Annotated in this window: 28 protein-coding genes; 17 read left to right on the forward strand and 11 right to left on the reverse strand. The window is 39.9% G+C overall.

Annotation, left to right across the window (positions count from 1 at the left end):
* Window positions 1-32 precede the first annotated feature (32 nt).
* Window positions 33-299 carry a 30S ribosomal protein S20 gene (gene rpsT / locus F896_RS11845; protein WP_004807943.1) on the reverse strand — a complete coding sequence of 89 codons (267 nt, stop codon included), beginning with the start codon at window positions 297-299 and terminating at the stop codon, window positions 33-35.
* A 213-nt stretch (window positions 300-512) separates the two neighbouring features.
* On the opposite strand from rpsT, the gene F896_RS11840 reads away from it, so the two are divergent.
* The 5 genes from F896_RS11840 to F896_RS11820 all read left to right on the forward strand — a co-directional run bounded on the left by F896_RS11840 (window position 513) and on the right by F896_RS11820 (window position 3,697).
* Complete coding sequence (locus F896_RS11840; protein WP_016163340.1) at window positions 513-1,178, forward strand: Rossmann-fold NAD(P)-binding domain-containing protein; 666 nt, start codon at window positions 513-515, stop codon at window positions 1,176-1,178.
* A gap of 12 nt (window positions 1,179-1,190) precedes the next feature.
* Window positions 1,191-1,703, forward strand: coding sequence for a ribonuclease E activity regulator RraA (rraA, locus tag F896_RS11835; protein ID WP_005189586.1), 513 nt, complete (start codon window positions 1,191-1,193; stop codon window positions 1,701-1,703).
* 12 nt (window positions 1,704-1,715) lie between these two features.
* Window positions 1,716-2,504, forward strand: a complete 789-nt coding sequence (locus tag F896_RS11830; protein ID WP_016163341.1) for a glutathione S-transferase N-terminal domain-containing protein — start codon at window positions 1,716-1,718, stop codon at window positions 2,502-2,504.
* Between the two features lie 119 nt (window positions 2,505-2,623).
* Window positions 2,624-2,977, forward strand: coding sequence for a hypothetical protein (locus F896_RS11825; RefSeq protein WP_016163342.1), 354 nt, complete (start codon window positions 2,624-2,626; stop codon window positions 2,975-2,977).
* 90 nt (window positions 2,978-3,067) lie between these two features.
* Window positions 3,068-3,697: a hypothetical protein gene (locus tag F896_RS11820; RefSeq protein WP_016163343.1), complete on the forward strand. Its 630-nt coding sequence runs from the start codon at window positions 3,068-3,070 to the stop codon at window positions 3,695-3,697.
* Window positions 3,698-3,766: 69 nt separating this feature from the next.
* Here F896_RS11820 and F896_RS11815 read toward each other — a convergent pair whose 3' ends face one another.
* A complete protein-coding gene (locus F896_RS11815) occupies window positions 3,767-5,302 on the reverse strand; it encodes an acetyl-CoA C-acetyltransferase (RefSeq protein WP_016163344.1) in 1,536 nt (511 codons plus the stop codon).
* Between the two features lie 223 nt (window positions 5,303-5,525).
* Here F896_RS11815 and F896_RS11810 point away from each other — a divergent pair, with 223 nt between their 5' ends.
* The 3 genes from F896_RS11810 (at window position 5,526) to F896_RS11800 (ending at window position 9,266) form a co-directional block, all read left to right on the forward strand.
* Entirely contained in the window at window positions 5,526-6,917 is a 1,392-nt protein-coding gene (locus tag F896_RS11810; protein WP_016163345.1) for a 3-oxoacyl-ACP reductase, read from the forward strand.
* 158 nt (window positions 6,918-7,075) lie between these two features.
* Window positions 7,076-7,930 carry a MaoC family dehydratase gene (locus F896_RS11805; protein ID WP_016163346.1) on the forward strand — a complete coding sequence of 285 codons (855 nt, stop codon included), beginning with the start codon at window positions 7,076-7,078 and terminating at the stop codon, window positions 7,928-7,930.
* An 82-nt stretch (window positions 7,931-8,012) separates the two neighbouring features.
* Window positions 8,013-9,266 carry a serine hydrolase domain-containing protein gene (locus F896_RS11800; protein ID WP_016163347.1) on the forward strand — a complete coding sequence of 418 codons (1,254 nt, stop codon included), beginning with the start codon at window positions 8,013-8,015 and terminating at the stop codon, window positions 9,264-9,266.
* Here the strand turns inward: F896_RS11800 and F896_RS11795 are convergent.
* Together F896_RS11795 and F896_RS11790 are read right to left on the reverse strand one after the other, a co-directional pair.
* Window positions 9,263-9,781 (reverse strand): GNAT family N-acetyltransferase, encoded by a 519-nt coding sequence (locus F896_RS11795; RefSeq protein WP_016163348.1) that lies wholly within the window; start codon window positions 9,779-9,781, stop codon window positions 9,263-9,265. The two genes, F896_RS11800 and F896_RS11795, sit on opposite strands and share 4 nt — an antisense overlap.
* Before the next feature lie 7 nt (window positions 9,782-9,788).
* Window positions 9,789-10,379, reverse strand: a complete 591-nt coding sequence (locus F896_RS11790) for a TetR family transcriptional regulator (protein WP_016163349.1) — start codon at window positions 10,377-10,379, stop codon at window positions 9,789-9,791.
* A 128-nt stretch (window positions 10,380-10,507) separates the two neighbouring features.
* On the opposite strand from F896_RS11790, the gene F896_RS11785 reads away from it, so the two are divergent.
* Complete coding sequence (locus F896_RS11785) at window positions 10,508-11,998, forward strand: MFS transporter (RefSeq protein ID WP_016163350.1); 1,491 nt, start codon at window positions 10,508-10,510, stop codon at window positions 11,996-11,998.
* 42 nt (window positions 11,999-12,040) lie between these two features.
* Here the strand turns inward: F896_RS11785 and F896_RS11780 are convergent, their stop codons facing one another.
* Window positions 12,041-12,634 (reverse strand): Maf family protein, encoded by a 594-nt coding sequence (locus tag F896_RS11780; protein ID WP_016163351.1) that lies wholly within the window; start codon window positions 12,632-12,634, stop codon window positions 12,041-12,043.
* Complete coding sequence (locus F896_RS11775) at window positions 12,634-13,017, reverse strand: DUF2237 family protein (RefSeq protein ID WP_016163352.1); 384 nt, start codon at window positions 13,015-13,017, stop codon at window positions 12,634-12,636. The genes F896_RS11780 and F896_RS11775 overlap by 1 nt, the downstream gene beginning before the upstream one ends.
* Window positions 13,018-13,156: 139 nt before the next feature.
* Between F896_RS11775 and F896_RS11770 the strand changes: the two genes are divergently transcribed.
* Both F896_RS11770 and F896_RS11765 read left to right on the forward strand, forming a co-directional pair.
* A complete protein-coding gene (locus tag F896_RS11770) occupies window positions 13,157-14,344 on the forward strand; it encodes a phosphoglycerate kinase (RefSeq protein WP_016163353.1) in 1,188 nt (395 codons plus the stop codon).
* 154 nt (window positions 14,345-14,498) lie between these two features.
* Window positions 14,499-14,744, forward strand: coding sequence for a hypothetical protein (locus tag F896_RS11765; protein WP_016163354.1), 246 nt, complete (start codon window positions 14,499-14,501; stop codon window positions 14,742-14,744).
* 48 nt (window positions 14,745-14,792) lie between these two features.
* Here the strand turns inward: F896_RS11765 and F896_RS11760 are convergent, their stop codons facing one another.
* On the reverse strand, window positions 14,793-15,176 hold the full coding sequence (locus F896_RS11760) for a hypothetical protein (RefSeq protein WP_016163355.1): 384 nt from the start codon (window positions 15,174-15,176) through the stop codon (window positions 14,793-14,795).
* A gap of 254 nt (window positions 15,177-15,430) precedes the next feature.
* On the opposite strand from F896_RS11760, the gene F896_RS11755 reads away from it, so the two are divergent.
* From F896_RS11755 to gspM, 5 genes are read left to right on the forward strand one after another with little or no spacing between them, the layout of a single operon-like run.
* Window positions 15,431-16,009, forward strand: a complete 579-nt coding sequence (locus F896_RS11755) for a nitroreductase family protein (protein ID WP_016163356.1) — start codon at window positions 15,431-15,433, stop codon at window positions 16,007-16,009.
* A 47-nt stretch (window positions 16,010-16,056) separates the two neighbouring features.
* Window positions 16,057-17,130: an NAD(P)H-dependent glycerol-3-phosphate dehydrogenase gene (locus F896_RS11750; protein WP_016163357.1), complete on the forward strand. Its 1,074-nt coding sequence runs from the start codon at window positions 16,057-16,059 to the stop codon at window positions 17,128-17,130.
* Window positions 17,131-17,187: 57 nt separating this feature from the next.
* Complete coding sequence (locus F896_RS11745; protein ID WP_016163358.1) at window positions 17,188-17,643, forward strand: SixA phosphatase family protein; 456 nt, start codon at window positions 17,188-17,190, stop codon at window positions 17,641-17,643.
* Between the two features lie 41 nt (window positions 17,644-17,684).
* Window positions 17,685-18,824, forward strand: a complete 1,140-nt coding sequence (gspL, locus tag F896_RS11740; RefSeq protein WP_016163359.1) for a type II secretion system protein GspL — start codon at window positions 17,685-17,687, stop codon at window positions 18,822-18,824.
* Complete coding sequence (gene gspM, locus F896_RS11735; protein WP_016163360.1) at window positions 18,824-19,303, forward strand: type II secretion system protein GspM; 480 nt, start codon at window positions 18,824-18,826, stop codon at window positions 19,301-19,303. Before gspL ends, gspM begins: the two co-directional genes overlap by 1 nt.
* A gap of 177 nt (window positions 19,304-19,480) precedes the next feature.
* Here gspM and F896_RS11730 read toward each other — a convergent pair whose 3' ends face one another.
* The 4 genes from F896_RS11730 to F896_RS11715 form a co-directional block, all read right to left on the reverse strand.
* Complete coding sequence (locus F896_RS11730; RefSeq protein WP_016163361.1) at window positions 19,481-20,185, reverse strand: response regulator transcription factor; 705 nt, start codon at window positions 20,183-20,185, stop codon at window positions 19,481-19,483.
* Between the two features lie 183 nt (window positions 20,186-20,368).
* Window positions 20,369-20,755, reverse strand: coding sequence for a hypothetical protein (locus tag F896_RS11725; protein ID WP_016163362.1), 387 nt, complete (start codon window positions 20,753-20,755; stop codon window positions 20,369-20,371).
* Between the two features lie 154 nt (window positions 20,756-20,909).
* A complete protein-coding gene (locus tag F896_RS11720; protein WP_016163363.1) occupies window positions 20,910-21,509 on the reverse strand; it encodes a phage tail protein in 600 nt (199 codons plus the stop codon).
* 48 nt (window positions 21,510-21,557) lie between these two features.
* The gene (locus F896_RS11715) at window positions 21,558-21,914 is read right to left on the reverse strand and encodes a LuxR C-terminal-related transcriptional regulator (protein ID WP_016163364.1); all 357 of its coding nucleotides are present in this window, start codon (window positions 21,912-21,914) and stop codon (window positions 21,558-21,560) included.
* 265 nt (window positions 21,915-22,179) lie between these two features.
* Here F896_RS11715 and F896_RS20225 point away from each other — a divergent pair.
* A partial coding sequence (locus F896_RS20225) for an ESPR domain-containing protein (protein ID WP_016163365.1) occupies window positions 22,180-23,315 on the forward strand: 1,136 nt, incomplete at its 3' end.

Raw genomic sequence — 23,315 nt, forward strand, 5'->3', positions numbered from 1 at the left:
CGAAAAATTCGGGCTTTTTTATGTGCATCAAATTAGTTAGCTAATGCTTTAACTTGAGCGTTCAAGCGGCTCTTATGACGAGCAGCTTTATTTTTGTGGATGATGCCTTTATCAGCCATACGGTCGATTACAGGTACAGCTGTTTTATAAGCTTCTGTAGCAACAGCATAATCACCAGCAGCGATCGCATTTACAGTACGTTTGATATAAGTACGAACCATAGAACGTAAGCTTGCGTTGTGTTTACGTGCTTTAACGTTTTGACGAGCACGTTTTTTAGCTTGAGCAGAGTTTGCCACTCGTGCACTCCTTGAAAATAAGTTGGTCTGGGCGGGCTGAAGTTAAAACCAATAAAACATTAGCAACATTCACCAGCCCGTAAACAAGTGCCATATTTTGAGGAAACTAAGCCCCGAAGTCAAGTCTTGTGATACTTTTAAGTACATTTAACAGGTGAAAACTGTGCAAGAAAACGTTACATTAGCCTTAGATATTGATTGGAATAAATAAAAATGAAAATAGGTGATAAAAAGGCAATCGTCATCGGTGCTACAGGTTTGGTTGGTCAAGCACTTATTGATGAATTACAACATTCGGATGACTTCAATGCGATTACCGTCGTTGTAAGAAAAAATTCAGATACATTAAAAACTTACAGTAAAGTTAATCAGCTTGTTTTAGAGGATTTCTTATTACTCAATGATGAGGATGTCAGTACTTATACACATGCATTCAGTTGCTTGGGAAGCACCATAAAACAAGCAGGATCGAAAGAGGCATTTTACGCGATTGATTATGAAATTAATGCCCATTTTGCTGATTTAGTTCAGGATAAAAATATTCATTTATTAGTCGTGAGCGCGTTGGGAGCGAATGCTAATTCACCAGTTTTTTATAATAAAGTAAAAGGTGAGCTGGAAAACTACCTCAAAAGCCTGTCAATTTATAAGCTATCGATCTTCCAACCGTCACTATTAATTGGTAAACGAAGTGAAGTGCGGGTGTTGGAAGATATGGCTCAAACTATTTTTAAGCTCGTTGAAAAGACATGGACCAGACCGTTTAAACTTAAACCTGTAACGGCTGAACAATTGGCGCATACTATGTTGTTTGCAGCACAAACGCAGACAGCTGCATTCAAACTCTATGACAATTTAAGCATACAACAAAGCAAATAATGGAGAATTTCAGTGACAACGATCCCTTTCGTAACGTGTGATTTGTTAGATGATAATCCTGAAAAAGACCTGCAAGTGGTAATACCCTCACTCGATGGTAAATTCTTTAAAAGTTATGGTGCGCGTAAGACCTTTGGTGGGCAAGTGGTCACTGTAAAGTGTTTTGAAGATAACTCTCGTGTGAAAGAGCTTTTGGCAACTGATGGTACTGGCAAAGTCTTGGTTGTTGATGGTGGTGCTTCAATGCGTTGTGCTTTGATGGGAGATTTGATTGCAGAGTCTGCAGTAAAGCATCACTGGAATGGCGTGGTGATCTATGGTTGCGTACGTGATGTTGATGCGATTGCAGAATTGGATTTAGGCGTACATGCATTGGCTGCAATCCCACAAAAAAGTAATCGTAAAGGCATAGGTGAAGTCGATATCACATTGTATTTTGGCAGTGTGACGATCAATTCTGGTGATTATCTCTATGCAGATAATAACGGTATTGTGATTGCAAAAGAAAAATTAGTCGATTGCTAAAAGGATAGCGTTATGTTGAAAATGGTGAACCATCAATTCAAGGTTTTACAATCTGTGCTTGCAAGTGTGATTGAAGGTGGGCGAGGTGTCTCTGGCACACCATTTCCAAATCAACCTACAAAAGCACTCAAGCTCTATGAATTCGAAGGTTCTCCATTTTGCCGCCGTGTCCGCGAAGTCATCACCTTGTTGAATTTGGATGTAGAAATTTATCCATGCCCTAAAGGTGGTCAAAAGTACCGCCAAATCGTCAAAGCAAAAGGTGGGAAACGACAATTTCCATTCTTGATTGATGAGAATACAGGTGACCAGTTATATGAATCACAACAAATCATTCATCACTTGTTTAAACATTATGGGAAAACTGGGAAGACACCGAAGAAATTTAGTCATTACCCAAAACTTCCTTATGTCTCTACTTTAGCAACAGTGGCCAATGCAGCACGTGGTGTATGGATTAATCAGCAGATTGTTGATCGTCCTGCGCCAGCGCATTTATTGGAACTCTGGAGCTTTGAGGCCAGTCCTTATACGCGTTTAGTACGTGAAGTTTTGACGGAATTAGAACTGCCTTATATTTTGCATAATGTTTCAAAAGAACGTTGGCAGGACATGGGACCAGCAGCTTTACGTTTAAAACCTGGGAAATATATTCCATTGCCTAATGGCAAACGCGAAAAGGTTGTAGAAGTGATGGGGAGAGATATTCAGGTTCCGTATCTAGTTGATCCAAATACTGGCGTAAAAATGTTTGAGTCGGCTAAAATTGTTGAGTATCTCAAGAAGCAGTACGGAAAATAAATGTTGAGAAAGCATCTTGTAGGAGATGCTTTTTTATAGGTGATTGTGATGTGAGAGTTGCTTGATTGGCAGCTTTAGCGGTTTAATACCAGCGAAAAGTAGAGTGATGTGATTGATCCATGTTAAGTCAACTGAGCAATTTATTTAAAAGTTCTAAAGAGACACCTGAACAGTTATTTTTAAAAGAACATGCTTTAGTATTTGATGCAGAGCAGGGCGCGATTCTAAATGACGTGGTATTGAATGGGTTGAGCGTTCGTTTGGAATATTTTTCTAATCGAAAATTAGACCGATTTGATGATTTAGAAAAGTTATTTAGGATTGCACCGCAAATTAATGAAAAGATCGATTTGGAATTGTATTCACAACGTTTTGTTGAGCGATTAGGAAATACAGAAGAAAATCTAAAAGAGTTGAAGCAAGCGATTAAAGTGCTAAACGATTATTATGTGAAGTTTAAGCGAGCACGGTAAAATTTTAAAATGAGTAATAATAACGGGAAAATATAAAAATATTTGTTTAAGTCTAAATTATTTAATGGAACTTTAAAAGGATGAATGGGTGTGAATGTTATAGATACAACTATACAGGCAGCTTATATACAAGGTGTTTTAGGTTTTTTAGGAGCATTAATCGGTGCGATTGTGCTAATAATTTCTATAAGGATTACCGCTAGAAATACTTTGAATGCTCACAAATTAGAAAAATTGGCAGAAGCTAAAAGAGATATGTATGTAGAGTTAGTTGGTGAATGGCATAAGTATATAAACATTATTTATAGTTATAAGCTAAAGGAAGAACAAGATTTTTATGATGATTTACTCAAAGCTCATCTTGATTTAAATGCTATTTTGCACAAAAGTAGTTTTATTTCTATACCAGAAATTAAGCTAGAGTTAATAGAAGCAGTCACAAGTTTAAGTATTAAATTTCAAAAAATAGTTCCATTAACTTCTTATTGGTTTATTTATAATCAAGATGCATCGAATGAAATGAGAAAGAAGAAGATGGATGTTGAACTTGAAATTTTAAGAACTATGAGAAGTACAGCTGAAAAATTTCTAAATTTAGAAATTGCTTTACGTAAAGAGCTTGGAGTAAAAAATGATCTTTCAATTGAGGCAAAAATTCGTAAATTATCTATACGGAATGCTGAGTTAGCTGAAAGATGTATAGAACAACAAACTTCTTAATTTAAAATGAAGTGTATAAATAAAAAAGCTGAATCAAGTGATTCAGCTTTTTTATGGGTCGATGAACAATTATTTTTCAATAATCGCCGTTACACCTTGACCACCAGCAGCACAGATCGAAACAAGAATACGACCTGAACCTTTTTCATTTAAGATTTTCGCAGCAGTCGCGATGATACGACCACCTGTTGCAGCGAATGGGTGACCCGCAGCTAAAGAAGAACCTTTGATGTTTAGCTTGCTACGATCAATTGAACCTAGAGGTGCATCTAAGCCTAAACGCTCTTTACAGAATTTCTCGTCTTCCCAAGCTTTCAATGTAGAAAGAACTTGTGATGCAAATGCTTCGTGGATTTCATAGTAGTCGAAATCTTGAAGTTTAAGACCAGCACGCTCAAGCATACGTGGAACTGCATAAGCAGGTGCCATCAATAAGCCTTCTTTCTTGCCAACGAAATCAACAGCAGCAGTTTCAGAGAAAGTTAGGTAAGCAAGGACTTCGTGACCATTTGCTTTAGCCCATTCTTCAGAAGCTAAAAGTACACATGATGCACCATCAGTCAACGGCGTAGAGTTACCTGCAGTCATGGTTGCAGCTTCGCCTTTACCAAATGCAGGTTTTAATTTTGCTAATTTCTCAGCAGTAGAGTCAGCACGTAAGTTGTTGTCACGGCTTAAACCCAAGAATGGCGTGATTAAGTCATCGAAGAAACCTTCTTCGTATGCTTTTGCCATTTTTTGGTGAGAAGAAGCGGCAAGAATGTCTTGCTCTTCACGTGGAATACCCCACTCAAGCGCAGTGATTGCTTGATGGTCACCCATAGATAAGCCAGTACGTGGCTCACCATTTTTAGGTGCATCCATAAGATCTTTAACATTAATTTTTGCTAAAGCTTTTAAACGGTCTTTACCAGTTTTAGCAATGTTAAGCTCTAATAATGCTTTACGTAAGCCATCACCGAAAGCGATTGGTGCATCAGAAGTGGTATCAACACCACCAGCAACACCGACTTCGATTTGACCTAATGCAATCTTGTTTGCAACGAGGAATGCTGCTTGTAAACCAGTACCACATGCTTGCTGAATGTCATAAGCAGGGGTTTCTGGTGCAAGTTGTGTATTTAAAACACACTCACGAGTCATGTTGAAATCACGGCTGTGCTTTAATACCGCACCCGCAACCACTTCACCTAGGCGTTGACCTTGTAGGTTGAAGCGCTCAACCAAACCGTTTAACGCAGCTGTAAACATGTCGATGTTAGAAGCTGTGAAATAAGCGCCGTTAGAGCGAGCGAAAGGAATACGGTTACCGCCGATAATGGCAACACGGCGCACAGTGTTTTGGCTCATGGTTTTATCCTGTTGAACAGAAGGTTTGGTCGTTTTAGCTGTAGCTGCTTTCGTCGTTGTAGACGCAGCAGTGCTTTTTGTCGTACCCGCACTACGTGTTGTAGAGCGAGCACGCGTTGTTTTAGGTGTCGTCGTTACCGCTTTAGATGTTGTGCTTGCAGTTTTACGTGAAGTTGAAGCTGCTTTTGATGTATTTGACACAGTCTCTTGAGCGGAAGTCTCGACTGCTGGATTTTCTTGAGTTGTTTTGCTCATAAGGCTTTTCCAAGCATAATTGCGAAATTCTTGCTACAAACATACCATATTTCCAATACTGCTGTATTGACTAGAATGACGCTTGAGACCACATTCAGGTCAAGACATCTAGACATGAACTCAAGTATGATTTGTTATGAGTCAATCAGACATTGATTTCATGCCATATCCCAACATGATTCATGTGTTTGTAACAAATTCATTTGTATGAGAGATAATAACCATGACCGATCAGTACCAAGCATTTACACAATCACCTCTAGGTAAGTTTGTCGTAAAAAATCTAGGTTTACCATCGCCAGTTGCGCTAGATCGTTTTGAAAGTGCTCAACCAGTTGTAAATGGTGCAGTATTGCTTGGCGCAGCACCATCAAGCACGGTTTCTGCTGCGATTGCTCAAGTTCTTAGCAACATTCATGCAGATAGCTATGTGGGCAATAATGTCGAATTACAACAAACGGCTGCAAAAGTAGGTTTAAATCTTCGTCCTCTTAATGCAGATGACAAAGAATCTAAATTTAAAGCGGTTGTATTTGATGCGTCTGGCATTCAAGATTCAGAACAATTAAAAGCGTTATACGACTTCTTCAATCCAATCGCGCGTCAAATCTCAAGTTCAGGTCGTGTGATCGTGATTGGTACTACACCTGAAACTGCGAAAACAGTAAAACAAGCGATTGCACAACGTGCGCTTGAAGGTTTTATCAAGTCTGTTGGCAAAGAATTCAAAAAAGGCATTACTGCACAAGTGGTCTATGTGGACCAAGGCGCAGAAGCAAATCTTGAATCAACTTTACGTTTCTTGATTTCACCGCGTTCTGCTTATGTATCTGGTCAAGTGATCCGCGTTTCTAAAGCAGATGTGGTTGATTTGGATTGGGCGAAACCACTTGCGGGTAAAACAGCATTAGTGACTGGTGCGAGCCGTGGTATTGGTGAAGCGATTGCGCATGTATTGGCGCGTGATGGCGCACATGTGATTTGTTTAGACGTTCCTCAGCAACAAGCTGACTTAGAGCGTGTTGCAGGTTCAATTGGTGGTTCAGTATTGGCAATTGACATCACTGCTGCGGATGCAGGTGAGAAAATCAAAACTGCTGCTGCAAAACAAGGCGGTTTAGATGTCATCGTACATAACGCTGGAATTACCCGTGACAAAACTTTGGCAAATATGAAGCCAGAGCTTTGGGATCTTGTGATCAACATTAACTTGTCTGCAATTGAGCGTGTTAACGATTACTTACTATCTCATGATGGTTTAAATGCAAATGGTCGTATTGTTTGTGTATCATCAATCAGCGGTATCGCAGGTAACCTTGGTCAAACCAACTATGCTGTGTCAAAAGCAGGAGTGATTGGTTTGGTTAAATTTACTGCGCCGACATTAAAGAATGGCATTACCATCAATGCGGTTGCGCCAGGTTTTATCGAAACACAAATGACTGCTGCGATTCCGTTCGCAATTCGTGAAGCAGGTCGTCGTATGAACTCGATGAACCAAGGTGGTTTACCTGTAGATGTGGCTGAAGCAATTGCTTGGTATGCATCAACAGGTTCAACAGGCGTGACAGGTAACGTTGTTCGTGTCTGCGGTCAAAGCTTGTTAGGTGCGTAAGAACTTCAAGCCATAAAATCTCCCTTGCGGAGCGAATACTCCTCACCCTCTTTAAAAAGAGGGGAATTCCTAAAAATTAAAACCTGTATAATTTGTGGAAGCTCCCTCCTTTATGAAAGGAGGGTTGGGGAGGATTCCTAAAATATAAAAGGTTTATTATGAATACACGTCATTTTAGTCAGTTGCCAAAACCTTATTTAGCTTATCCAAAAGTCATTCAAGGTCTGATTTTTAAAAAGCCAAAGGGCGAAAAGGTATTGCCACAAGTTGAATATGTGGTAGATACACTCAAAATCGATGCCAAACATTTAGAAAGCTATAACGAGATTTGTGGTTTTAAAAATGATAGTTTCGTGCCAGCAATCTATTTGGCGGTTTTATCGCAAAGTTTGCAAATGCACATGATGACCAGTGAAGCATTTCCATTCCCGATCTTGGGTTTGGTGCATATTCGTAACCAAATCAAACAAACTCGCAAAATTGCTGTGAATGAGCAAATCACTTTGTCGTGCAAGTTTGGTGAGCTAAAACCGCATGATAAAGGTTTGCAGTTTGATTTCATCACCACTGCGAAAGTAGGTGGTGAAGTGGTGATGGAAAGTTTAACGACTTATTTATCCCGCCAAAAAACTGAGAAAAAAGCCACCGAAAAAGCCAAAGAAGCGAAAGAACCTGCTTATCAACCTCAAGCAGAATGGAATATTTCTGAAAATACCGGTCGCCGTTATGCCGTGATTTCGGGTGACTTTAACTTGATTCATATCCATGCTGTGACTGCAAAAGCGTTTGGCTTTAAACAGGCGATTGCACATGGGATGTGGAGCAAGGCAAAAGCCTTAGCTAGCATAGAATTGCCTGCGGCTTATGAAGCAGATGTATGGTTTAAACTGCCGATGTTCTTACCATCTACGGTCGAGTTTTTAACTGCAGCTGAGCCAAAACAAACAGATTTCTTAATTCGTAATGTGAAATCTAAAAAGCCGCATGTTGCGGGTACCGTGAAAGCACTTTAATCACGATCATGTCGTGTAAATCATCCCTGTTGTTCGCAACAGGGATACTATAAAAAACATAAATATCATAAGGAATTGAGCTTTGATTAAAGAAATTCTATTTGCTGATACGCATAATTATCATGGCAGTGTTGATGAGCGATTTATTGACTTGGCGAGCCAATTTAGCCGTCTACAAGATGCACGAACCCAGCAAGGCGGTGCTGCATTGGTGGTTTATTTCCAAGGTCAAAAAGTTGTTGATATTTATACGGGTAAGAAATCTCAAGAAGAAGATTGGCAATCCAATACTTTAGCCATGTGCTATTCAACAGGGAAAGGCATTTTAGCGACACTTGCACATATTTTGGTCAGTGAAGGTATGCTGGATTATGAGCAGCCGATTGCACATTATTGGCCTGAGTTCACTCAGAATGGCAAAGCCAATATTACTTTACGTCATGTTTTGTCACATCAAAGTGGCTTATTCGATATTCGAAATACCATTGAAACAGCAACAGAAATGCTGGATTGGTCGCATATGTTGGAGGTGATTGCCGCAGCGACACCACGTTTTGCTGCTGGACAAAGTTTTGCTTATCAGCCTTTGACCTATGGGTGGATTTTGGGCGGTGTGCTTGAGAAAGCGGCCAAACAACCTTTAAGTTGGCTGATGCAACGTTATCTGGTACAACCGCTTGAATTGGATGGCGCGTATTTTGGGACACCAACATTAGAATTAAATCGTGTTGCACGTTTATTGGAAAAACCGAAAACGGCATCTCAAGCTAAACCGCAACAAAAGAAAAATAGTCAACCACGTAAAGCATCCTTATCAGAACGCTTATTGGAGCTCTCTGGGCAAAATCCACAAGACTTTCAAGATGCCATGATTCCAAAAGGCATGCGTCATTTTAGCTTCTACAGTGATGAAGGATTACAGGCGGTAATTCCAGCAGCCAATGGGGTATTTACTGCCGATAGTTTGGCAAAAGTCTATGCAATGCTAGCCAATCAAGGGCAATGGCAAGGTCAGCAGCTGATTCGCCCAGAAGTATTTAAGCAACTCAGTACAGTACAAAGCAAAGCACGTGATCGCGTGATGCCGATTCCAATGCATTGGCGTTTGGGTTATCACCGTATTTTAACGATGGGCAAACGTGCGCCACATGGGTTTGGACATGTGGGCTTTAATGGTTCAGGTGCTTGGTGTGATTTTGATCGTGAACTCAGTTTTGCTTATACCCATAATTTTAATATTACCTCGGCAACAGGAGATTATCGTCTTTGGGGCCTGAGCCAAGAGACGCTCCGCTGTGCAGATGAAATACTGACAGGTCGAAAAGGCTGGTTTTAATTCGCCTTATTTTGATAGGGCGGAATGTGGTAAATCACCGCTTCATATTTTCTTTCAGTCTTGTATTCAACAACATTTCCACCTAAAAATTCAGCCAGTTTACGACTTGGCTGATTATCCACTGCAACAGGGTATAAGAAATATTGGGCGGATAGGTGAGTAGAGGCCCAACGGAATACTTCTAAAATCGCTTCTTTGGCAAAACCTTGATTATGGCAATCTTCCCGAATCCATAGTCCCAGTTCGGGTGTTGCGGTCTGCATTCGATGCACACCGATGAGACCAATGAACGCCTGATCTTGTTGACGACGTAACACAAAATGGCGATCAGTGTGGTCTGTTTCGGCGATCAGCCATTGTTGCCCAATTTTTTCTTGGGCTGCGAAGTTTTGAGCAGGTTCCCAAGCCATATAACGGGTTAATGTTGTTGTTACACAAGGATAGATATCAGCAAGATCATCCATTTGAAATACAAATAAATCGAGTCTTGCTGTCTGTAATAATGCTCGTTTCATTGTTTACTCATTTTGATTTTTGAAATAGTTCTGCTTGAATAATCGCTTCAGTATGGCGTTTAAAATCGATTTCATTTAAGCCAATCAACCCTAGTTTGTAAATCCCTTCCAAGCCACAGACGAAAGCAATCAAGCGCCATGCAATATCTTGACTATCGGTGTCGAAATGAAATTCACCTTGGGTTTGACCTTCATCAATCATCCGTACAATTGAACGATGCCAGTCCTGCATGGCAATGTTATAAGCCTGTTTGATTTCCTGATCTTGGTCAATTAAAACTTCAGCCTCATTCCATAAGCGTAAATAGGGTTGAATTTGTTCAATATTTTCACAGCCGAGCAATAGAGAAAGACGTTGTAGATAATTGACAGTCGTCACCTGATTTTCAATTTCGTCCAATTGCTGCATCAATTTAATAAAAGCTTCAGCTTTGAGATGTGAGCTAGAGGCAAAGTGATGATGTACTTGTCCTGTTGAGGTTTGCGCTTCAGTGGCGATACGGCGAACCGTCATCGCGGAAAAACCTTCGTTTAAGGCAACCTGCATGGCGGCTTGCAAAATCATTTCACGACGTTGTTCACGGTTTAAATAAGCCATTCTTTCTCTAGCACCTATGATACATATACAAATCAAAAACAAACTCACTTGAATCCAAAAGTTGGACAAGTGTTCAATTTTGGTTATAATAGCGCCAATTTGAACAGTTGTCCAATTTAGAGGCATTTATGTCACGCAAGTGGTTAATTCTTGCAATTGTTGTATTGATCTATATTCCTGTCGCGATTGATGCAACCATTTTACATGTGGCGACACCCACTTTGAGCGAGTCGCTTTCTTCCTCAGCCAACGAGCTGTTATGGATCATTGATATTTATTCATTGGTCATGGCCGGGCTGATTTTACCGATGGGCGCCTTAGGTGATCGTATTGGTTATAAACGCCTGATGATCATAGGTGCGGTCTTATTTGGTCTTGCCTCATTGGCAGCCGCATTTTCACCAACTGCATTGGTATTGATTGCTTCACGTGCTTTATTGGCTGTGGGCGGGGCAATGATTCTACCTGCAACCTTGTCAGCAGTGCGTAATACTTTTCTTGATGAAAAACAGCGTAACTTCGCTTTAGGGATCTGGGCGACAGTCGGCGGTGGTGGCGCAGCTTTTGGCCCATTACTTGGTGGTTTTTTGCTTGAGCATTTCCATTGGGGAGCAGTGTTCCTCATCAATGTGCCAATTATGATTGCCGTGGTGGTATTGGCCGCATTCCTGATCCCGAAGCAAACAGGCCAGCCAAAGCAAAATCTGAATTTGTTACAAGCCTTGGTCTTGGTGGTTGCCATACTGAGTATGATTTACGCCGTAAAATCAGTGATGCATGGCTTTACCGTGTGGTCGATTTTAATTTTTGCTGTCGGTCTCAGTTTGTTGGTTGGCTTTATTCGTCAGCAGTTGACTTCAAAATCACCAATGATTGATATCCAATTGTTTAAACATCCTGTGATTGCAACAGGTGTCGTCATGGCGATTGTCTCGATGATGGCCTTGGTCGGATTCGAACTGTTAGTTTCGCAAGAGCTGCAATTTGTGTATCAGCTTTCACCATTGGCTGCAGGGGCATTTATTCTACCGTTTATGATTGCGATTAGTTTAGGTGGTCCAATTGCCAGTATGTTGGTAAACCGTTTTGGTCTACGTTCTGTCGCATCGCTTGGTATGCTGATGAGTGCAATTAGTCTGTGGGGCTTGGCCAATACTAACTTGATGCAAGCACAAATCCACGCATGGGCATGGATGGTGTTATTAGGCTTGAGCGTGGAAATTGCCTTGTTGTCTTCTACCTCAGCAATTATGTCCTCTGTTCCACCGAGTAAGGCCACTGCCGCAGGTGCCATTGAAGGGATGGCATACGAGTTAGGTGCAGGTTTGGGCATCGCATTTTTCGGTCTGATGTTGTCATGGTTCTATGCCAACTCGATTGTGATTCCAAGCGATGTACCGAATAACATGCTGCAGCAGGCGAGTAGTTCAATCGGAGAAGCGATTCAAGCGGCGAAACAATTACAGCCAACGATTGCTGAACATTTGATTCAAGCTGCAAAACAGGCCTTTAGTCAATCGCATCGTTCCGTCCTGAACGTGGCTGCACTGCTGTTCTTGATTCTGTCGATTTTTATTTGGTTTGCATTGCCAAAAAGAGTCATTGTAGTCGAAGAGTAATCACTGACCCTGATCTAAACTGAGTTTAGGTCAGGGTGTTTTTTAAGGTGCACCTATTCCAAACTGACGTAAGATCTTACACAATTGAATCATTGGTAAACCCATCAAGGTGGTTTGATCATCACCAATCATTTTTTCAAATAAGCTAATCCCCAAGCTTTCACATTTAAAACTACCCGCACAATGCAAGGGTTGGTCAATTTCAATATAACGCTCAATTTCTGGCAATGTCAGCTGGCGAAATTTGACTTGGTAATGTTCGACCAATGTGTGTTCAAAACCTGATTGCAGATGTTGAACACTAAGTGCGGTACTAAAAAATACAGTTCGACCTGAATTGGCTTGTAATTGTTGAATGGCATTTTCAACACTCAGCGGTTTGCCAATAAAATCATAAGGTGCATGTTCGCGCCAAGCCACTTGATCTGAACCAATTACAAGCGTATCAGGGTGTTGTTCTGCAATGACACGGGCTTTTTCATAGGCCAGTCGCTTGGCTAAATCATCGGCATGTAATTCCCCGTCGGCTGACTCATCAATATCAGGGGAAATACAGCGATAATCCAACCTTAAACGATCCATCAGATCTTTACGGGTTTGACTGCTGGATGCCAAAATCAGTTCATGGTGATGCATTAGACTGCATAATCCACAAGGATATTTAAGGGAACATAATGCAGAACGGCATTATGACAAGCATTCAACTTAATCGGTGGCGCTTGTCCCGCTTGATAAGCTTCGACCCAACGGGTCACACAGATACACCAGAAGTCACCCGGTTTGAGACCAGGAAAACCAACTTCAGGTAACGGTGTAATGAGATCATTGCCAACTTTTTGCGAGAAATTTAGAAATTCAGAAGTCATTTGTGCGCACATCGTATGCTGACCTAAATCAGTGACCGCTGTATGGCAAAAGCCATTACGAAAATACCCAGTGATTGGGTCATAACAACAACTGGCTAAAGGTTCGCCAAGCACGTTTAAACGATTAATTTTTGGATCTGGATGAATTGACATAATAATAGAAAGATTTAATGACGCTGATTATCATAATCAAAACTGAAGCTTTCGGCAGCTTTTCTGCAAAAAAACTCACCTTTATTTCAGAGAATCATTTAAAATTACGCCGTTTTTAAAATCAACTAGAGAGCCATCCATGAATTTTCAGCGCATGACTGATCTTGATTTAGCAGGTAAACGAGTTCTTATTCGTGAAGACTTAAACGTTCCTGTAAAAAATGGGGAAATTACCAGTGATGCACGTTTACGTGCTGCATTGCCAACCATTAAAGCGGCTTTAGAAAAAGGCGCGGCGGTGATGGTATTTTCTCATCTTGGTCGTCCTGTAGAAGGTGAGCCAAAACCAGAACAATCACTTGCACCAGTCGCTGCTTATTTAAGCAAAGCTTTGGGTCAAGATGTTAAATTATTCACAGATTATTTAGATGGCGTTGAAGTGGCAGCGGGTCAAGTTGTGTTACTTGAAAACGTTCGTTTCAACCACGGCGAAAAGAAAAATAACCAAGAGCTTGCGAAGAAATATGCTGCGTTATGTGATGTATTCGTTATGGATGCATTCGGTACAGCACACCGTGCAGAAGCATCAACTGAAGGTGCAGCACGTTTTGCACCAATCGCTGCTGCGGGTCCTTTATTGGCAGCTGAGTTAGATGCGCTTGGCCGTGCAATGCAAACACCAGAAAAACCAATGGTGGCAATTGTTGCAGGCTCTAAAGTATCAACTAAACTTGATGTGTTGACTTCATTGTCTACAATCTGTGATCAATTGATCGTGGGTGGAGGTATTGCCAATACATTCTTGGCTGCAGCTGGTTTTAATGTCGGTAAATCACTTTATGAAGCTGATTTGGTTGAAACTGCAAAACAAATTGCTGCAAAAGTCAGTGTTCCATTACCTACAGATGTTGTGGTTGCAGATGCAAGCCAAATCAACTTTGAAGACTTCCTTGGTTCATTGGCAAGTGCACAAGCTGTAGTAAAAAATGTGGCGGATGTAACTGATACCGATATGATCTTGGACGTTGGTCCTGAAACTGCAAAAGCATTTGCTGAGATCTTAAAAACCTCTAAAACGATTCTTTGGAATGGTCCAGTAGGCGTATTTGAAGTAGATAAATTCGGTGAAGGAACCAAAACACTTTCTTTAGCAATTGCTGAATCTGCTGGTTTCTCGATTGCGGGTGGTGGTGACACATTGGCTGCGATTGATAAATACCAAGTTGCTGATCAAATTGGATATATTTCAACAGGTGGCGGTGCATTCTTAGAGTTCGTTGAAGGCAAAACTTTACCTGCTGTTGCAGTTTTACTTGAGCGTGCTTAATCAAGTTTTAATTTATTGATTAATCAGAAAATAATTTTAAAAGAGCCGATATTCATCGGCTCTTTTTACTTTTGTACAACGTTGTTGTCATCAAAATGTCACATATCTGAAATATGCTTGTCACAACTTAACCAAGTAACTGTGGAAAGCCGTGATGAAATTTAAATTTACCCTTGCCGCTCTAATTATTGCTCCAATCATGCTGACTGCGTGTGCAAAGAAAGAAGAAGCGAAAAATGCTGAACAGCAAGACCAAACAGCTGCTGCTGTATCAACACAGACATCCCCAGAGCAACAAGCTGCAATTGATGCGATTGATAAACCGAATTTAGATGAAAATAATACTGATGTTGCTGAACAAGATGCAGCATCTGAAGTCGCTGCGAGCGAAGCGCACTAAGTGCCAAAAGATGGAAAAGCCGATGTTTCAACATCGGCTTTTTTGTATTTATGAATTAGCCTTGCAGTAGAAGGTAAGCGTGGTTTGGTAATCATCATCACGTGCCAGAGAAGCATTTTTACCTGTAATCGTTCCGATTACACCTGCAGCAGCTTCGACCATTTTACCTGTTTGCTCATCGACCACGCCTTTTAGTACACCTTGGTACGCGGTTTTTTCGTCAACAACGACTGGGGACGTGTTACGGGTACAGGTCTTTTGAGCGGCACTTACAGCATTGTTTTTTGCAATCAGGTTGGTTTTACCAATACCTGTTACTTCGTATTGATTATTTTCTTTTTGAATTGCCAAAGTGTTGGTTGGTGTAGATGCACATGCGGTCAATCCTAGTGCCAAGCCACCAACTAAAGTCATGATTAAGGTTTTTTTCATTACTTGTACTCAAGTCGTTACATAATTGTATTATTGGAACATAGAATTTCTGATCGCTTTTGCAGATTATGTACAGTTTGTGCAGACACTCTGTAAATTTTCTCAAATGAATGATGAGTTTAGCGATAATGATATTTGTTATTTACAAACGAAATTCAATATAGACGTCTGTGACAAGCATGAATTAAGCATAGTGGAAATCATTCAGATTATGCTAATCTAGCGCCATCCTTGTGTTAGTTAGATTCATTTCAATGACGGACTCAAATATAGAGACAATTCATCAAAATATTCATCAACGTCAATCTATTGGGCAACTGATTGAGCCTGCACCAAATACAGAACAAATCGAAAAAGCAGTGCAAGCTGCATTGACTGCGCCTGATCATCATCGTTTAAAACCAACTCGTTTTGTGGTTGTCACCCCAGAGTTACGCGCGGCTTTTGGTGAGCAATTAGCGAGTGCTTTAGCCGATTTAGGTGAGACAGATCCTGCACAACTTGATCGAGCGAAACAACATCCGTTTCGTGCGCCTTTGTTGGTGTTAGCTTTAACCACGATTCAAGATCATCCTAAAGTTCCACACTTTGAACAGATTTTAAGTACAGGTGCTGCAATTCAAAACTTCTTGTTGTCATTACAAGCGCAAGGCTTTGCAACCATGTGGCGTTCTGGGGCTGTGGTTGAATCGAATTGGTTGAAACAGCAATTGGGATTAAAACAACAGGATCTTATTTCTGGAATTATTTATATCGGAACAGCAGCGAAAGCCATTGCACCAAGAGCAGAAATAGACAGTCAAGATTTTGTAAAAGTATGGCAAGTAACCTAAGCTTTGTTTTGCATGATTAAAGAAAGAAATTCGTTTCAGGATAAAAAATGACAGAGTTAAATTTTAGTGATTTAGTTGAGCCAGTTGCCGTAGACCAGAAAACAGCATTAAGAATTACGGTCTTGGGTGGTGGTAGTTTTGGCACAGCGATGGCAAATTTAGCGACCAGAAATGGTTGCGATACCATGATTTGGATTCGTGATGCTGCTGTTGCCGAAGAAATCAATCAAACGCATATCAATAAACGCTATTTACCTGATTATCCACTTGAACCTGCATTGCGTGCAGTGGCTGACTTAGAGCTTGCTGTACGGGATCGTGACATTATTCTGGTGGCTATTCCAAGCCATTCATTCCGTGATGTACTCAAACAGATTGCGCCGTTTATTACGTCTCAGGCTGTGGTTTCATTGACCAAAGGCATCGAAGCAAAAACCTTTAGTTTTATGAGCGATATTATTCGTACAGAATTGCCAGAAGTGCCGTATGGTGTTCTATCTGGTCCAAATCTTGCCAAAGAAATCATGGCTGGCATGCCTTCAGGAACGGTCATCGCCAGTGAGTCAGAACTGGTTCGTTATGCGGTGCAACATGCTTTGCATAGTGCTTTATTCCGTGTGTTTGGTAGCGACGATGTGCACGGTGTTGAACTGGGTGGCGCATTAAAAAATATTTATGCAGTTGCCATGGGTATGGGTGGGGCTTATAAGATTGGTGAAAATACCAAAAGTATGATCCTAACGCGTGCATTGGCAGAGATGAGCCGTTTTGCAGTGAAGCAGGGTGCAAACCCGTTAACCTTTTTGGGATTGTCTGGTGTCGGTGATTTATTCGCAACCTGTAACAGTCCATTAAGTCGTAACTATCAAATTGGTTTCGCATTAGGTTCTGGGAAAACACTGGATCAAGCGACTAAGGAGCTCGGTCAAACTGCGGAAGGGATTAATACCATCGTTCAGGTGCGAACCAAAGCGGAAGAGTTGGATGTATATATGCCAATTACCAATGCGCTATATGAAGTGATTTTTGAAGGTGCACCACCAATGACCATTGCGTTGTCTTTGATGAAAAATGGTCATCGCAGTGATGTAGAATTTGTTTTACCTCATCATGAAGTCTAATCAAAAAACTGTCATCTATTCGCGTTATGATGCAGCTATAAAAAATAAGGTCGTTTTATGCAGTTAACTTTAGTTCGTCACGGTGAAGCATCTCCAGCCATCAATGGAAATGATATTCAACGTCCACTCACAACACGTGGACATCAACAAGCTGAGCAAACAGGGCATTTCTTAAAAGATGTTATTCAGCCTGAAATTTTTGTGGTGAGTCCTTTACTACGTGCGCAGGAAACATTAGCCCATATCAAGGCGCATTTTCACGGCATTCCTGTGTTAATTTGCGATAAGATTAAACCTGATGATGATGCTAAGGATGCGATTGAATGGTTGTCAAAATTACCCTATGAGTCGATTGCTGTGGTGTGTCATATGAATGTTGTGGCACATATTGAAGAGCAATTGACACACGAAGGCTTTAATCCGTTTGCATTGGCTGAAGCACGTATTTATGATCAAGCTGTGATCGCGAATGGTTTATCGACACAAAAGAATCGTTTTACACCAACATTATAATTTTATATATCCGCAATAGGATAAAAGGGTACTGAACACCGATGCTGTATTTATGGATGCCCGAAACCAATGGAACATGGTATTGGTCGGCAGGGGAAAATTGGTTGCAGGCACAAAGTCTTGAGCAGTTGATTCAGGACTTGCAAGAGCATCATGGAAAAGAGGCTGTGGTTTATTTTCCAAGCCGAAATGCGCAATTATTACAACAACCAATGACCAAAGCACATTACAAACAATTGGGACAAGAAGGTGTTAAATACCTCTTGGAAGAGTTTGTCACCTTGCCAATTGATCAAATGAAAGTAGTTCATCATTTTCAAAATGATCAGCTTAATATCTTGGGCGTAGCGCAATATTCGATTGAAACATGGCAACATGCACTGAGTCTTTTGCCGATCCAGATTACAGCATTCTTGCCTGACTTTTTGATTGCACCTGAACCAGAACAGGAGCAAGTGGTACTACTCAATCTTTATGATCATTTACTGGTGAGAGAAAATGCTTGGTCAGGAAATTCAGTGGATGACCTTGCCTTATATCTTGAGTTTCAAACAGCAGAAATGCAGTATAAATTTGCAAATTTAAACGCTGAGCAATTAGCTAGTTTAGCTACCGCATCTAGTAAAGATCAGCGGACTGAATTTAGTTATCAATTTGAACAATTATTAAGACCCAAACAGCATCCTTTCAATGTTTTACCTAAAGCTAAAAATGCTGAAACACAATGGTCAGGATATTGGAAAGCTGCAGCTGCGGTATTGTTAGCGGTAATTGTTGTACAGCTTGGTTATGACGCCTTGCGTTGGTCGAAGCTGAAAAAAGTTGCTGATCAAACCGCAAGCCAAGCGATTGAGCAATATAAATATTGGTTTGGTGAGAATAGTCGGGTCACCGAACAAAATATTAAAAGCCAGTTTGAAAGCCAATTACGTATGAGCCAGCTTGGCGATACGCAGGCACTTTCGCTGTTAAGCCGTGTTGGACCAATTTTGATGCAAAAACAAATCGTTGCCCAGCAAGTGAGTTATGATGCCTCAACTTTGGCTATGTCACTCAAAGCAAAATCCGCGGATGATTTACAAGGATTAACTCAACAATTAAACCAACAAGGTTTCCAAGCTGAATTAGGCAATGTTCAGGCGGATACAGTTGGCGCAATTGGGGTGGTAAAAGTAAAATAATGAAAGCATTAACACGATTACAAAATAGCTTTGATCAGAAAATTGAAGCGTTAAATGAATATCTACAAGGCTTATCTGTCCGTGAACGGGTAATGGTGATTTTTACCACCATTTTTGTCATTGTGACAGTGATTGGTTTCGCTTTGTGGAAAACGCATGCATTGGCAGATCAACAACAAAAAAGGTTAAATGAATTAAAAGATCTAACCGTGTGGATGCAGAGTAATGCGGCGACAATGAAACCTGCTACTGATTCAGGTTTAACTGTAGCGGATAAAATCCAACGAACGGCGCAACAACAAGGTTTAGCTGTGTCTTCGCAACAAAATGGAGAACAAATCCAGCTTGTGGCAGAACATCAGAACTATGCTGTATTGGCTAACTTTTTGATGCAACTTTCTCAAGCAGGCATCAGTATTCAAAAAATGGATATGGTGTCAAACAATAATCAGATTAAATTAACTGCAACAGTACAATAGCAATAGATTTATTTTTATGATGTATAAGTTTTCCCTGTAAATTTTATATTTATTTTAAAAACAGAGTGTTTATTTAATAAAATTAACACTCTGTTTTTATCTAGTGGTTGAATTGTTAATTGAAAGGTTGTTATTTTTAAAGTAAAATTCATTTAATATTTTTTGTTGTTTGTAGGGTTAATTAAACAATCCAAGTGAATAAGCAATGTTGATTGCTTTTGAGCGACTATCAACGGATAGTTTTCCATAAATGTTTCTTAAATGTGCTTCAATCGTGTAACGTGATAACCCCAATTCATTTGCAATATCTTGATTGTTTAAGCCATGGGTTACTAATTCTAAAATCTCTAATTCTCGAGTAGATAATATCTCTGTTAAACTGGATCTCCTTTGTGATGGTTTAATCTCTGTTGATAAAATAATTTGAATAAGGAAAGGATCAATCGGCAGTCCGCCTTTCAAAATTTGTTTAATTGACATGGAAACTTCAAAATCATCACGTTCTTTCAGAAGATAGCCTGTAGCACCAGCTTGGATCGCAGTTAGAACAGCTTCTTTGGTATTTAATGCTGATATGACTAAAATTGGAATAGTAGTATTTTTTTGCCTTAATGCTTTTATTAATTTTGTTCCATCTCCATCAGATAAATTTAGATCAACTAATGCAAAAGAAAATTTTTTGTTCTTCGCAATTAATAAAGATTGATGGAGGTTCTCTGAAAAAATCAAATCATTTTTTTTGTAATTAAGTTCTATTAATATATTTTTTAATCTTTCTTTAATTTTAATATCGTTTTCTACAATTAATACTGGTGCTGGCAAGGGGGAGCTGAAAACAGAAGTTTCCCAGAATTTTTCTATTTCCCTCTCTTCTTTAATCATAATATTTTCTTTTTTAAAAATTAATTATGATTATAGGCGTGAAATATTTATTTTCTACAAATATTATTAAATATTTTTTTATGTTAAGAAATTTTTAAAAGTGTTTTATTGGTGTTGTTTTAATTGTTATGGAGACAAGCCTAATTAATATTAAGCTTGTCTAAAATAATTTGTGAAAAGTAATTAGCAGGCACCGACTACAGTTCCACTCCATAAGGCTTGATTATTTACATAGAGTGTAATTTTTAGGCCTGTTGGAATTCCCCAAGTTGTACAAACATCGCCACATACACGTAAACTTGCATTGGCAGGAATACTAATTGGTACACCCACACAAACGTTACCAAAAATTGGAAAATTAAAGCATACATCGCCATTTCGATAAGATGCGCCAACGCAAGCACTTAGACTTAAGGCTTCTACGTTGGTACTTTTAAGTTGGCTTTGTACTGATTCAATTGTATTTGTTGATTTAATATTGGATGATTGCAGTTGATTGCTGCCCTCACCATTAAAACCAACTTTTGTATAGTCTGGAACAACTTGTGGGTCACATTGACATTCGCTCATTATTTTATTTCCTTTATTTAATCGTTATAAAAGTGATAGTTCGTACCTATGTGGCTGGTCCGAATTTCGCCCCATTTTTTCTCGTGGTTTCTGGTATCCACAATAAATCTCGATACGATCAAAGAAAGATCGTATTAAGATTTAAATTTTTTGTTTATTGGCGTGAAGGATAGATGCCTTCTAAACTAATGATGTAATACAAAGCCAAATATGGGTTTGTAATGTCGAAAGGTTGACTAAGACCAGCAACAGATGTCGTTTGTTGAGGGATTGCGACTTGTGCCGTTCCACTTGTTGGCTTCATATTCACTAATTGAGTTGTGCCTTGAGTAAACGTGTCATATAAACTCCCTGTACTGGTATCATTCGCATTTGCCCAAACGGCATTGGTGGGGTCACTGGTACTTCCACCTAGAGAGCTAGCTTGTGGGGTTAAAGAGACTGCTGCGTTGACGTTCTGAGGTGCAATAACATGGTTATGTGCAGGTAAATTGTTGATGGTCAATGTTGTACTTTGGCTGCCTGCTGCTTGACCGAGTTGAAAACTATTATTTACTCCGAGTGCAAAACGACCACCTAAGTTTGGTAAAGCAAAATTGCTGACACCATTCCCTCCATAAGTCGTACCTAACAAGCTGAATAGTGCTTGATTTTGAGCAATCGAGAGTAATTGTCCATTACAGGCCGCCCACCCCCTTGGAACGAAGTTGTACGGAACGAGTATAATTTCCCCGAGATATGAATCTGCGCTCATATGTTTCCCCTTTTGTTTTTTAGACATGTTGTTGGTGTTTTTGTTGTTTTAATTTAATGAAATTTCTTTTTGGGCGAGTATCCCCAAAACATCGTATTTTGTTTGAATGTTCTTAAATTTTCGATTGATTGTTTTTCTGTAGCTATAGATCGTTTCTATGCTTAGATTTAATTGTAATGAAATGTCGATACTGCAAAGATCTTGAGCTAAGAGTTGGGCGATTGTACGTTCTCTTGGGGAGAGTGTGTCTAGAAACTGAAAATAGTATGGGGAAAATTGAATTAAACTTGCTCGATGGTGAATATTAAGCTTTTGATAAATATTTTCTTGGTGGGTAGTAACGGTTCGTTCACTGATATGAAGTTTTTTTGCTATTTCTTTGATACGGTAGCCATGTACCAACATTTAAAAAAATCTGGCATTCGCGTTTGCTTAATTGATCTATAGTCTTCATTTTGAATCCTTTTGTATATATAACCTTACGAAAAGAAAGTTGCTCCGTGGAGTCGAGTTATTAAAGATAAATTAAGATGTTTTGACATCATTGAAATTTGTTATTTAGACGATTTTATGAAGATTTTTTAATTTTTCTACCAAATTTCAATGATTCATTTGTGCGAAAAATGTTCTCTAATTTATGTGTTTATATTCACAAAATGCAGGGAATAATATGAATACTATCTTTAAAAAAATTTGGAGTAGATCTCTAGGGTGTATAGTCGTTGTATCTGAAAATGCAAACAGCGAGCACAAAGTAAATAGAACAGGTCATGTTGTAAAAAAATCAGACATTGTTACAAATTTTGAATGCAAAAAGAATTTTAATTTAAAGCCAATTGTTGTTGCTTTGGGGGTATGTACTGCAACTTTGATCACTCAGCAGGTATACGCTGAACAAGTCATTACGTGTGGGGCAAAAGGCTCGAATACAAATCCAGGTATAGCCGCGACAACGCATGGTAACTCTATTGTTAGCCAACAATATTGGGGTGCGATTAATTGTTATAATAATTCACCGATTTCTGACGATAAAATTTTAAATGATGATTTTGATGTCACTGTGAATGCCGACACACTAAAAGTTGGAGCTGGAGGTATTACCTCTAAAGGTTCTTTAAGTGGCTCAGCTGGGAATGGAACAATTTCTTTTAATAATAATAAAATTACAAATTTGGCGAATGGAACAGCTACAAATGATGCAGCTAATTTTGGCCAATTAAACTCATTAGCTAGTGTTTTTGGTGGGGGGGCTGGTTTTAGTGGAGGGATATTCACTGGGCCGACTTACACAATTCAGGGATCAAACTATACCAATATTGGTAGCGCTTTTACTGCTGTAAATACGAAATTAACAAGCTTACAAAGCCAGATCGATGCTTTACCAACAGGAGGTGGTGCAGATGGAAAAAGCGCTTATGAATTAGCTGTGGATGGTGGATATGTAGGTTCGCAAAGTCAATGGATTGCATCACTTAAGGGAGATAAAGGCGACAAGGGTGACAAAGGCGATGTTGGTGCGACTGGTGCTCAGGGTGTGAAAGGTGATACTGGTGCAACAGGTGCAACAGGTGCTCAAGGAACTCAAGGTGTCCAAGGCGATAAGGGTGACAAAGGAGATGTAGGTGCAACAGGTGCTCAGGGCGTGAAAGGTGATACTGGCGCTACAGGAACCCAAGGTGTCCAAGGCGATAAGGGTGACAAAGGCGATGTTGGTGCAACTGGCGCACAAGGTGTGAAAGGTGATACTGGTGCAACAGGTGCTCAAGGAACCCAAGGTGCTCAAGGCGATAAGGGTGACAAAGGCGA

Origin of the sequence: Acinetobacter genomosp. 15BJ (assembly GCF_000400715.1) — a bacterium.
Lineage (GTDB): Bacteria > Pseudomonadota > Gammaproteobacteria > Pseudomonadales > Moraxellaceae > Acinetobacter.